This is a genomic window from Cytobacillus sp. NJ13 (assembly GCA_030348385.1).
In the GTDB taxonomy this organism is placed as follows: Bacteria; Bacillota; Bacilli; order Bacillales; family Cytobacillaceae; genus Cytobacillus.
Map to the genome: position 1 here is coordinate 2,010,589 of JAUCFP010000006.1, position 11,326 is coordinate 2,021,914.

Annotated in this window: 14 protein-coding genes and 1 riboswitch; of the genes, 7 read left to right on the plus strand and 7 right to left on the minus strand. The window is 40.4% G+C overall.

What is annotated here, in order from left to right; all coding sequences use genetic code 11:
• Positions 1 to 40 precede the first annotated feature (40 nt).
• On the minus strand, positions 41 to 214 hold the full coding sequence (gene tatA, locus QUF73_09725; protein MDM5226495.1) for a twin-arginine translocase TatA/TatE family subunit: 174 nt from the start codon (positions 212 to 214) through the stop codon (positions 41 to 43).
• Between the two features lie 123 nt (positions 215 to 337).
• Positions 338 to 1,051: an NAD-dependent deacylase gene (locus QUF73_09730; protein MDM5226496.1), complete on the minus strand. Its 714-nt coding sequence runs from the start codon at positions 1,049 to 1,051 to the stop codon at positions 338 to 340.
• 147 nt (positions 1,052 to 1,198) lie between these two features.
• Between QUF73_09730 and QUF73_09735 the strand changes: the two genes are divergently transcribed.
• The 7 genes from QUF73_09735 to QUF73_09765 all read left to right on the plus strand — a co-directional run bounded on the left by QUF73_09735 (position 1,199) and on the right by QUF73_09765 (position 6,367).
• Positions 1,199 to 1,612: a YkvA family protein gene (locus QUF73_09735; protein ID MDM5226497.1), complete on the plus strand. Its 414-nt coding sequence runs from the start codon at positions 1,199 to 1,201 to the stop codon at positions 1,610 to 1,612.
• 75 nt (positions 1,613 to 1,687) lie between these two features.
• A riboswitch (TPP riboswitch) is annotated at positions 1,688 to 1,796 on the plus strand.
• Positions 1,797 to 1,903: 107 nt separating this feature from the next.
• Complete coding sequence (locus QUF73_09740) at positions 1,904 to 2,908, plus strand: ABC transporter substrate-binding protein (protein MDM5226498.1); 1,005 nt, start codon at positions 1,904 to 1,906, stop codon at positions 2,906 to 2,908.
• A gap of 13 nt (positions 2,909 to 2,921) precedes the next feature.
• On the plus strand, positions 2,922 to 3,215 hold the full coding sequence (locus QUF73_09745; GenBank protein ID MDM5226499.1) for a thiamine-binding protein: 294 nt from the start codon (positions 2,922 to 2,924) through the stop codon (positions 3,213 to 3,215).
• Positions 3,212 to 3,979, plus strand: coding sequence for an ABC transporter permease (locus QUF73_09750; GenBank protein MDM5226500.1), 768 nt, complete (start codon positions 3,212 to 3,214; stop codon positions 3,977 to 3,979). The genes QUF73_09745 and QUF73_09750 overlap by 4 nt, the downstream gene beginning before the upstream one ends.
• The gene (locus QUF73_09755) at positions 3,976 to 4,710 is read left to right on the plus strand and encodes an ABC transporter ATP-binding protein (protein MDM5226501.1); all 735 of its coding nucleotides are present in this window, start codon (positions 3,976 to 3,978) and stop codon (positions 4,708 to 4,710) included. Before QUF73_09750 ends, QUF73_09755 begins: the two co-directional genes overlap by 4 nt.
• 11 nt (positions 4,711 to 4,721) lie before the next feature.
• The gene (locus QUF73_09760; GenBank protein ID MDM5226502.1) at positions 4,722 to 5,489 is read left to right on the plus strand and encodes a TatD family hydrolase; all 768 of its coding nucleotides are present in this window, start codon (positions 4,722 to 4,724) and stop codon (positions 5,487 to 5,489) included.
• 134 nt (positions 5,490 to 5,623) lie between these two features.
• Complete coding sequence (locus QUF73_09765; protein MDM5226503.1) at positions 5,624 to 6,367, plus strand: hypothetical protein; 744 nt, start codon at positions 5,624 to 5,626, stop codon at positions 6,365 to 6,367.
• A 95-nt stretch (positions 6,368 to 6,462) separates the two neighbouring features.
• Here the strand turns inward: QUF73_09765 and QUF73_09770 are convergent, their stop codons facing one another.
• From QUF73_09770 to QUF73_09790, 5 genes are all read right to left on the minus strand, one after another.
• Positions 6,463 to 7,332 carry a carbohydrate ABC transporter permease gene (locus QUF73_09770; GenBank protein MDM5226504.1) on the minus strand — a complete coding sequence of 290 codons (870 nt, stop codon included), beginning with the start codon at positions 7,330 to 7,332 and terminating at the stop codon, positions 6,463 to 6,465.
• Positions 7,329 to 8,306, minus strand: coding sequence for a sugar ABC transporter permease (locus QUF73_09775; GenBank protein ID MDM5226505.1), 978 nt, complete (start codon positions 8,304 to 8,306; stop codon positions 7,329 to 7,331). The genes QUF73_09770 and QUF73_09775 overlap by 4 nt, the downstream gene beginning before the upstream one ends.
• A 60-nt stretch (positions 8,307 to 8,366) precedes the next feature.
• A complete protein-coding gene (locus QUF73_09780) occupies positions 8,367 to 9,662 on the minus strand; it encodes an ABC transporter substrate-binding protein (protein ID MDM5226506.1) in 1,296 nt (431 codons plus the stop codon).
• 218 nt (positions 9,663 to 9,880) lie between these two features.
• Positions 9,881 to 10,489, minus strand: a complete 609-nt coding sequence (locus QUF73_09785; protein MDM5226507.1) for a hypothetical protein — start codon at positions 10,487 to 10,489, stop codon at positions 9,881 to 9,883.
• On the minus strand, positions 10,464 to 11,000 hold the full coding sequence (locus tag QUF73_09790) for a sigma-70 family RNA polymerase sigma factor (GenBank protein MDM5226508.1): 537 nt from the start codon (positions 10,998 to 11,000) through the stop codon (positions 10,464 to 10,466). Before QUF73_09790 ends, QUF73_09785 begins: the two co-directional genes overlap by 26 nt.
• Between the last annotated feature and the right edge of the window lie 326 nt (positions 11,001 to 11,326).

Below are 11,326 nucleotides of genomic sequence, written 5' to 3' on the forward strand. Positions count from 1 at the left end.
TAATTTGTCTGCAAAGCCGGTTCTAAACCTATTGAATAGGTTATTTCCTTTTATCATCGTCATCATCTTTTGTGAGTTCACGGGTAGATTTCTTAAATTCTTTTAAGGTCTCCCCGAACGCTCTCCCTATTTCAGGAAGTTTCTTAGGGCCAAAAATAATCAGAGCCAGAACCAGGATGAGAATTAAACCTGGAATACCGATGTTGGATAACATGCTGAACACTCCTTATATATCATATCGCTTGAGGCAGTAGTAATCATGTTCATTGTCCATTATAGTGGATTGATTAAAAAAATCATAGCATGAGAGCAATTTTCATGAAGTCACGTTTTTTGACTATTTAAAGGCTCTATCAAGTTCATCCAGCACTTCACCAATTTTGCGATCATGGATCACTTCATCAGCATAAATGTCGAAATCCGTAGGCTCCATATTAATAATCACTAGTTTTGCTCCGTTTTGTTTGGCTATCAGCGGAAACTGATTTGCAGGTGTTACAGTCAAGGATGATCCCAGAACAATAAAAAGTTCTGCCTTTTCAGTTTCATCTGCTGCGAAATCTAAAGCCTCCTCAGGAAGCATTTCCCCAAACAAAACTACTGAAGGACGGAGCACACCCCCGCAACTGCATTGGAATTGTCCATGCAAATACCCCTCGCTCGGGAACTCTTTTTTACATTTCTGGCAATGGAGTTTCTGCAAATTCCCATGGAGCTCTGATATTTTTTTACTTCCCGCCAGTCCATGAAATCCATCCACATTCTGGGTGATAATGCTCTTAATAATATCTCTCTTTTCCCAATCTGCAAGAATATAGTGCCCTTGATGGGGAGTGCACTCCTTAAGCCCGATTACCCTGTGCCGATAAAATTCTATAAACTCGTTCACATTTTCATTTAATGCTTCTGTACTGGCTATTTTTCCAGGATCTTTCCCATTCCATAATCCATTATTGGCAGACCTGAAATCAGGCAGTCCGCTTTCCGTCGACATTCCTGCTCCAGTTAATATTACTGTATAATTTGATTCCTTCAGCCATTTCTCAAGCATAGATATCAGCTCCCAATAAGGTTTTGTTACAGGTTAAATTTGATTTCCATTTATTTCTCCCACTCAAATGTTTATGTCATGTCAGGTATGCGGTAAATACTAGATTATAACTGTTTATGCGAATTATCAAATATAGGAGTGATAGCTATGCCTGAAATAGAAACGAAAGATTATAAGGACGGCTATAAAAAATTTTCTTCCAGGGCCAAACGTTATGCGGACGATCCTGAAAAAACAAAAGGACTGCTAAGAAAGGCTACACTTAAAGCAGATAAAAACAAATCTTCATTAAGTGATATATGGGAAAAGTTTCAGCTTCTGATCGATTTAGTAAAAGCATGGTCTAAAGGCGATTACCGGCATATTTCAAAAAAGTCGATTATCTTTATTATTGCTTCCATCCTATACTTTGTTTCCCCTATAGACCTTGTTCCTGACTTTTTAATAGGAATGGGAATCTTAGATGATGCAGCAGTCCTTGGTTTTGCCGTTAGCCAAATTACAGGGGAACTTGAAAAATTCAAAATCTGGAAAGAGAGCAGGACCATTGAGATGAAATAATTATTTTTCTGTCCATTTTGATATTATTTGCTATAATAATGATGGAAAGTATTAATGCCTGTCAAAATTAAATAGCAAGAAATGTAGGGGAACCGGTAAGCCGGTTGAGACTTCATCATTAAGATGCTGACCCTTTGAACCTGATCTGGCTCATACCAGCGTAGGGAACATATTCTTAAACATACTAAATGTTTTTATATGCGCCCTGGTTTATACCGGGGCGTTTTTATTTTTCAGGGCAGACTATCATTAACTTTCCTTATTACATAAAGGTTTTTAGGAGGATTACTTATGAAAAAGTGGATTGCAGCTATCTGTTCACTGCTGCTTCTTTCAGGCTGTGCCGGTAATGGAACGGATAATCAGACTGGAAGCAAAGATGCAGACAGCAAACAAGATTTGAAAAAAGTTACTGTTGTATTGGATTGGACACCCAATACCAATCATACCGGCTTATATGCCGCAAAGGACAAAGGATATTTTAAAGAAGAAGGACTAGATGTCGAAATTATGATGCCAGGTGAAGCAGGTGCAGATCAATTGACTGCATCAGGCAAGGCTGATTTCGGTGTCAGCTATCAGGAAAGCATCACGGAAGCACGGGTACAGGGGGTTCCCCTTGTATCGATAGCAGCTGTAATACAGCATAATACTTCCGGTTTTGCATCCCCTGCTGAAAAAAACATTAAATCGCCGAAAGACTTTGAAGGAAAAACTTATGGCGGCTGGGGAGCTCCTGTAGAAAAATCGGTAATAGACTCCCTAATGAAGAAGGAAAACGCCGATGTTGATAAGGTTTCAATCGTTAACATGGGGGATGCTGACTTTTTTACAGCTGTTAAAAGAGATATAGACTTCGCATGGATTTATTACGGATGGACAGGTGTAGAAGCAGAACTTCGTGGCGAAAAGATTAATATGGTCTACCTTACTGACTACTCAGAAAAACTGGATTACTACACGCCCGTTCTCGCAACCAGCGAAAAAATGATTGCAGATGATCCGGATACTGTCAAAGCATTTGTAAAAGCAGCAGCCAAAGGTTATGAATTTGCAATCGAGCAGCCTGGCGAAGCAGCAGATATTTTGTTAAAGAACGCTCCGGACCTGGACAGCGAATTGGTCAAAAAGAGCCAGGAATGGCTTTCCCCCCGCTATCAGGATGATGCTTCAAGATGGGGTGAACAAAAGCTTGCGGTCTGGGAAAACTATGCAGACTGGATGCATGAAAATGGTCTTTTAGATAAAGAATTAGATGCCGGCAAAGCTTTTACAAATGACTTCCTGCCGGAATAAGGAGAGTTCAAATATGGCAAACGCACTTGTAAGCATTCAGATCATACCGAAAACAAAAGATGGGGAAAATGTTATACCTTACGTTGATGAAGCAATTAGTGTCATTCAGCAATCCGGTGTTAAGTACGAAGTTCATCCCCTCGAGACAACGATGGAAGGCGATTTAGAGCATTTATTGAAAATCATAGCTGATATGAATAGAAAAATGATTGAAAAAGGAAGCAGCAATGTGATCTCACAGGTAAAGATTCTATATCAGCCGGACGGAATTGAAATGAGTGATTTAACGGAGAAATACCGTCCATGATAAATGTGTTCAGAAAAGGATGGAGGCCGGCTGCGGTTCTCCTCCTTTTATTCATTATTTGGGAATTGGCAGTAAATCTGGCAGAAGTTCCTGCATGGCTTCTGCCTCCGCCGACCGATATCGTTCTTGAAGCGATTTCGGGCTGGGAGGGCTTCCACCTTCATCTTCAATCGACAGTCATGCTTTCCCTATTGGGATTTATCATTGGCACCGTCATAGGATTACTCACAGCTGTTATCCTGCACTTATTGCCTTTTATAAGGGAGTCGGTTTACCCTCTCCTCATACTTTCACAGAATGTGCCTATAATTGTTCTGGCTCCTTTGCTGGTTGTATGGTTTGGTTTCGGGATACTGCCAAAGCTGATTGTCATCACGCTGGTTTGCTTCTTCCCCATCACTGTTGCTGCATTGGACGGCTTTCGCCAAACCCCCGGAGAACTTAGGCATTATATGCTGATGGCAGGGGCCAGCAAAGGACAGCTGTTTTGGAAGCTGGAGCTTCCCTATTCCCTTCCCTCTTTATTTTCAGGGCTAAAAATCTCCGCAACCTATAGTGTGATGGGTGCTGTAATATCCGAATGGCTCGGGGCTAAAGCAGGAATAGGTGTTTATATGACTTTGGCCTCTTCTTCATTTCGGACAGACCGTGTTTTTGTTGCCATTTTTGCGATTATGCTGTTAAGCTTGTTGTTTTTTGGAGGAATATTACTGGCTGAACGTTTGCTTATTAAATGGAAGGCACGGGAGAGTGGCAGGAAATGATACAATTATCAGTTAATCATTTAACCAAAAGTTTTGATTCAAATCAGGTTTTAGACAATTTGAGTTTTCATGTAAATGAAGGGGAGTTTGTTTCGATTTTAGGTCCTTCAGGGAGCGGAAAGAGCACCATTTTCAACCTGATTGGCGGGATGCTCCTGCCTGACGAAGGCTCTATAACGCTTGGGAATGTGAAGATCAACGGCAAACCCGGTTCAATAAGCTATATGCCTCAGACACCTTCCCTAATGCCATGGAGAACCATTCTCCAAAACGTTCTGCTTGGCCAGGAGATTATGGGGAAAACCGATTCCGAAACGGCCAGAAAAATGCTTCAAAAAGCTGGTCTCGGCGACTATGAAAAGGCATATCCCCATGAGTTATCAGGGGGGATGAAGCAAAGGGCTGCCTTTATCCGGGCACTATTAAGCCCGCAGCCAATCATATTGCTGGATGAACCTTTTTCAGCTTTAGATGAGCTTACCCGCCATGATATGCAAAAATGGCTTCTCGATATTTGGAATGAGCATAAGCCGACAATTCTGTTTGTAACCCACAATATCGAAGAAGCCATTTACCTCTCTGATCGAATTTTAGTACTGAGCAGCAAGCCTGCTAAAGTAATTAAAGAATATAAGGTACCATTTACCAGGCCAAGAATGGAGGAACTTTTTCTCAATGAAAATTTCCTTGCCTGCAAAAGAAACATCCATCATGCGCTGAAAAATCATTAGGAGGCAACAGCATGGATAAGTATATTGATGCCCATATTCATCTTGATAAGTACAGCAATATTGAATTAGAGAAAATGTTTCATGAGCTGCCGTTTCAGCTTTCACTTGTTACAGTTTCAAGCGATTTAGCATCCTGCAAAAGAAATCTTGCTCTTGCAGAAATTTATCCCTTTGTTAAACCTGCCTTTGGTTTTCACCCTGAACAGGTTCTGCCCAGTGATCATGATATTTCAGAGCTTTTCAGCTGGATAAAGATTCACATAGAGCATATGGCTGCTGTTGGCGAGGTTGGCCTTCCATACTATTTAAGGTCTGATGGGAGCAAGCAGCTTGGCGGATATATTGAGCTTCTCGAAGAATTCATTAAGCTCGCTAAAAGGTGGGATAAGCCCATTGCCCTCCATGCAATTTATGATGATGCACCGATTGTGTGCAATTTATTGGAAAAGCATTCGATTAAAAAAGCTCATTTTCACTGGTTTAAAGGTGACACCGCAGCCGTAAGCAGGCTGATTGCCAATGGCTATTACATCTCCTTTACTCCAGATATTGTGTACGAAAAAGAAATACAGGATCTTGTACGGGATTACCCGCTGGAAAAAATGATGGCAGAAACAGATGGTCCATGGGAATTCGAAGGCCCTTTTATAAACAAGCCTACCCATCCAGCAATGATGGCCCATTCCATCAGTGTCCTTGCTGAACTAAAAGAAATAGCTTTCAGCAGCGCTCTTATGAAGCTATATGATAATACAAAAAGCTTCTATAATATTGATTGATTAAACAGCCTTACGGTCTTTTACCATAAGGCTGTTTTTTATTCAGGCTAGATAAATATAATCATTTCGCACCATTCCTAATTTTGGAAATATGGGTTAATCTTATATTGGACAATACTTTTAGGAGGTATGTGATGAAAAGGTATATTTTCTTGTTATTGACTATTTTACTAGTCTTCTCAGGCAATGTTTCTGCAGAGCCCAAAAGCCGTTCTGCTGATTTGACTGAGAAAGATTTCATGAAAGCCGTATTGAAGGCTGATGAGTTTAAGGAATATAAATCCTCCATTTTAAAAGATGCAGCCGCCAAGCCAAAAGCTCTTGTTGATGAAAAAGGAAAACAATATGGCTGGACAGTTCAATATGAAATTGAATACAAAGAAAAAAATGTTTTCTTAGATAAAGAGGCCCTTGTAAATTTCTCTTCACTTCTATCGTTTTCATATGAGTCCGGCGGAAACGGATTAAAAGTCCGGCTTGTCGATTACAGCAGGCTTATTGAGGATCAGGCTTTTTATGTAAAAGACCTTAAGACTGATGCAGAAACCAAAATAGATATCTCAAAAGACAGCACCTTTACTGAATATTTGCTCGAGGTTGAAAAGAAAAAAACACAGCTGATTGAGGGAGCAGTGAAAAGCAATGCTGACTTCTCCGATAAAATCACAGCAGCAGGCGAGTTATGCTACTACTGCACAAAATATGAATGGCGCGGCGGATACCCTTGCTCATCCGCAAATACTGAGCCTGAAGTTTCAGTGTCTTCCCAGCTTAAAAAAAGCGGACTTAATCCAGATTCGGTAATCATTGACTGTTATGTACCACGCCATAAAGTATGTGTTAGCGGTGAATGGAGAACCTATTGTCCTATTCAATAAGAAAGCTCCAGGCTTATGCTTATCGTTGAAAACCATAAGCATAAGCCTGGAGCTAGAGTTATAAAACCGGCTAAGCAGATGCTTAGCCGGTTTTGTTATCCCTTCGTGCCTGATGCGATATTTGAACCTTCTATAAAGTGCTTCTGGAAGAAGAAGAATAGCAGAACAACTGGCAGGAGAACCATGACTGACATGGCCATCAGGTAATGCCATTGTGTCTGCACTGTTCCCTTGAAGGTCTGAAGCCCGATTTGCAGTGTGTACAGACTTTCATCATTTATATACAATAATGGTCCGAGAAGATCATTCCATGCCCCATTAAATGAAAAAATGGCCACTGTAATAAGAGCTGGCTTTGTCAGCGGAAGCATGATATGCCACCAGATTTGCAGATGATTCGCACCATCAAGTACTGCTGCCTCTATCAGTTCATTAGGAATGGTCATCATAAACTGGCGCAAAAGGAAGATGAAAAAGGCACTCCCCAAAAAAGCTGGAACAATCAGCGGCAGGTACGTATTTACCCAGCCAAGCTTCGAAAATAGAATGTACTGAGGCACCATCGTAACAAACCCCGGAATCAGCATGGTTGATAACACAACTATAAACAAAGCATTTCTTCCTTTAAAACGGATTTTCGCAAATGCATAAGCAACGAGCGAATTGACAAGAACACTTCCAGCCATTCCGCAAAAGGCAATAAAAAACGTATTCATTGCCCAGCGTGTAAACGGCGCTGTTTTCCAGGCTTCAACATAATTGGAAAAATGGAATTCTTTTGGCATAAAGGTAGGCGGATATTGGGCAATCTCAGCAGGAGATTTCAATGATGTCGAAATCATCCACCACAGCGGAGATAATACCAGTACACTTCCTGCTAATAACACGATAAAAATAATCGTCTGCTTTAATTTATCTTTGAATTTTTTTGTCTCGTAAAACTTCGGTGCTGCAGCAGTCCTCATTTATTATCTCCCCCCTCATAATGAACCCATTTTTTGCCGAGTTTCATATTAATGATTGTCAGTACCATTACGACAATGAACAGAAGCCAGGCCATTGCAGATGCATAACCCATGTCAAACACTTCAAACGCATTATTCCACATATGCAGATTGTAGAATAGGAGTGAGTTTCCTGGTCCTCCGCTTCCGTTTTCTGTCATGACATATGCTTCTTGAAAGATCTGGAAGGAACCAATGGTACTAGTCAGCACATCGAAGAAAATGATTGGTGAAATCATTGGCAGGGTGATATAAAAGAATTTCTGCATAACACCTGCCCCATCCAGATCCGCTGCTTCATACAGAGAAGCTGAAACTCCCTGCAGACTTGCAAGGTAAAGCAGCATCCCTCCTCCGACGCTCCACATTTTCATCAAAAGCAAAGCTGGTTTCGTCCATTCCGGATCAAACAGCCAGGCTGGCCCTTCAATCCCCATCCATGCAAGGAACGTATTTACCAGTCCTGTCGAAGGACTTAGCAGCTGCATCCACAAAAAGTAAACCGCAACACCTGAAAGGATAGCAGGCAGATAATAAAGTGTGCGGAAAAATTTCATGCCTCTTACCTTCTGATTTAAAAGAACCGACAGAAAAATCGCCCCTGCAGTAGTCAGCGGGACAGAGAATAAAACATAATAAAGAGTATTCCATAAAGACGTTTTAAAAAGATCATCAATTGTAAACATGCGTTTAAAATTATCAAGGCCGATAAAATTCATTCTTGAAGTAATATTATAATCTGTAAAACTTGCAAATAAGGAAAATAAAAGAGGACCAAGTGTCAGTCCCAGAAATCCGATTATCCACGGGCTGATAAATAGATAGCCAAAGATATTTTCTCTTGTTTGGCGGGACATCCGTCTGCGTGATGTCTTTACTTTCTTGTCCGCAAGATCCGCTCCCCGGCGCGCAATCGTTGTATCATATGATTTCAACCCATACACCTTCTTTTAATTATTTTTAAAGAGAGAAGGATGTATCCTTCTCTCTTTGTTCTATTTTCTCTTTAGTTTTTTAACATCTTCCTCTGCGTTTGCCAGCGCTTTTTCTGGCTTTGTTTTTCCTAGAAGCACATTGTCTATATGCGGATTTATGCGGTTCTGGTAATCAGGATACCTTACTGGAACCGGAAACAATTGCGTTTGATCCAGGTTCTTCACCGAAGCTTCATATACGTACTTATCGTCGCCCTTTAGCTCTTTAACAACTGCTTCTGCAGCTTCTTTATTTGCGACATTATCATAGTTTTTCATTGCCCAGTATTTTTGTGCCTCGGGGCCAGTTAAATACTTGATAAATTTCATAGCTTCCTCAGGATGTTTGGCTCCTTTCGGTATTTCAGCTACGAAACCGCCGCCATCGCTCCAATTCCCCGAACCTTTTTCATATGCAGGAATTGGGGCTACCCCAAAGTTCATATCCTCTCCGTAGTCACGAATCTGTGTGTAAAACGTGCCGATATCAACCCACATTGCCACTTTGCCTGCAATGAATGGATTTGACTGCTCACTGCCAAATTCAGCTTCAAAAGATTGAACTGTCTTCTCACCAAGACGTTCTTTCCATCCCAGCAGCCATTGAAGAGCTTCCTGCTTTTTAGGTGTATTGATATAAAGTTCTCCATCTTGAATGAATCCTTTTCCGCCGTCAGCGCTTGTCATCCAGCTAGCAGCACCAATGCTTCCCCATAGAGGATAAAAGCCAACTCTCTCATAGAGGTCTCCATCCTTTTTATCAAGCTTTGCGGCGTACTCCTCCAGCTCCGCCCATGTTGCTGGCGGCTTTTCAGGATCAAGTCCAGCTTCTTTAAAAGCATCTTTATTGTAAAATAGCAATCTTGTATCAGTATTGAATGGAACTGCATAGGGTTTGTCCTCGTACATCACAGTTTCCCATAAATGAGGATAAAATTGATCTTTAAAGGATTCATCGATGTACTTGCTCAGATCTTCGGATTGTGCATTTTCAGCTCGCTGGGCGACTGAATTAATATCGTTTATAATAACATCTGCCGGGTTTCCCGCTGCAACGGATGCCAGGTTCTTTGTCCAAATATCTCCCCAGGGCAAATATGTATGCTTTACAAAAACCTCATCCTGTGAATTGTTAAAATCCTCTATGATTTTTTCTATGATTGGACGCCTCGTTTCTGAACCCCAGAAGCTCCAAAAATCAACAATGACTTTTCCATCCTTCGTTTTTTCTGCCTGAACACTTTCCTCACCCGAACAGCCTGCCAAGGTACCAATAAGCAGGATGGCGGAAATGATAAAGATTAATCCCTTTTTCATGATGCTCCCCCTAAATAATATTTAATTTTAAGCTTTAAGCTTATGCCTAACCCCTGCGCAAAGGAAAAATACCGGCCAGCAAATAAAATAATTATCAACTAAGATAGTACTACCCTGTTATTTGGGGATAAAACATTATTTTGAAAAAATTCTTGTATTATGTAAATTTTATGGACTTTACGCCTAATAAAAAAAAGACCCCTAAAAAGGAGTCTGAATTAAGGAGTTTTTTGAATACTTTGCGCAATGGCTTCCAAATACTCAATGAATATGGCACCTTCTTCAGAAGGAACTGCGTACATTATCTCACTGTCCATTGACTTGAAATATACCTCACCATGCTCGTTCCAGACTTTCACCTTTACAGGATCTTTGCCTTTAAAAATAAATTGGATATCATATAATGGTTTGGAGTCGATGACGGCCTCTGCAGGCATTGCCGAATTTATGGCATTTCTTGCGGTGTTTTCCCACTTTTCATCTTTTACAGTCGCAGTTTCAGCAGAATACTTTCCTTCAGCAGAGAAGGAATTCTCAGTTTCTGATAGAGCAATAGCTGTTTGACTGATAAAACTATTCCCAAGCATATCTGCACTGCTGCTGCCTCTTGTCATTGAATCCTCAGAAAAAATAATGAAAGCGAACATGATACAAGCAGCCATTACAGCTGCAGCAGATAAAAATCGCGGAAAAATATCTTTCTTTCTTTTAGGCCTATCCTCTATGCCACTCCATATTTTTTGCAGGCTATCCTGCTTTTGCTTTTGCGATCGCGGAATACGATCCAATTCACGAAAAGAATTATCGAATCCGAATGAGTTCTTCATGGATTTCCCCCCTTTTCTGCAATTCTTTTTTTAGAGCTGCGAGTGCCCTGGAAGTGGTGATTTTTACTTTGTTTTCATTCCAATTCAAGATTTCGGCCGTTTCCTTGATGGAAAACTCCTTTATTTTTCTTAAAATCAGCACTTCTTGATAACTTAATTTCAAATGGCGGATTGCTTCATATAAGAGTGTAACTTTTTCACCCTTAATCATAATCTCGGTTGGAGTCTCTTCATCTGATTGGAGCTGGAATTTTTCAATTGAGAAAAATTTGAATCTGTTTTTTTTGCGCAGATAATCAATGGCTACATTTCTTGATATTCGGACAAGCCATGTAAAGATCTGGGACTCCCCATTAAATTGACTCATATATTTATAAGCTTTTATAAAGGTGTCCTGTGTCAGATCTTCGGCGACTTCCTTATCATTCACGAGAAGAAATATGTATCCATAAATTCGATCGCTGTATTCGCTGTAAATATCTTCAAATGCTTCTGCCGATAATCTCTCCATTGCGGCGCCCCCTCGCGTATTATTAGACGAATGAAAAATAGAAAAGAAACACTTCTCCCATAGGTATGTAAAATATTCAAATCAACTTTCAGGTAAACCAAAATCCAAATTATGTTCATTTTTCCTATTTTTTCTAAATTCTCTGATTCCATCGTATTAATTTAGACAATTTTCGAAGAAAGAGTCATTTTCACTGTAACCATTCTTCCAGCTGCAATTTACAAGTAAATACAGAGAAAGTTACACTTCAAAATGCCCATTTTCAGATAATTTATTTCCTATTTTCCTATTGTATTGATGGAAGGCGATCTTTTAAGGCTCCCCCT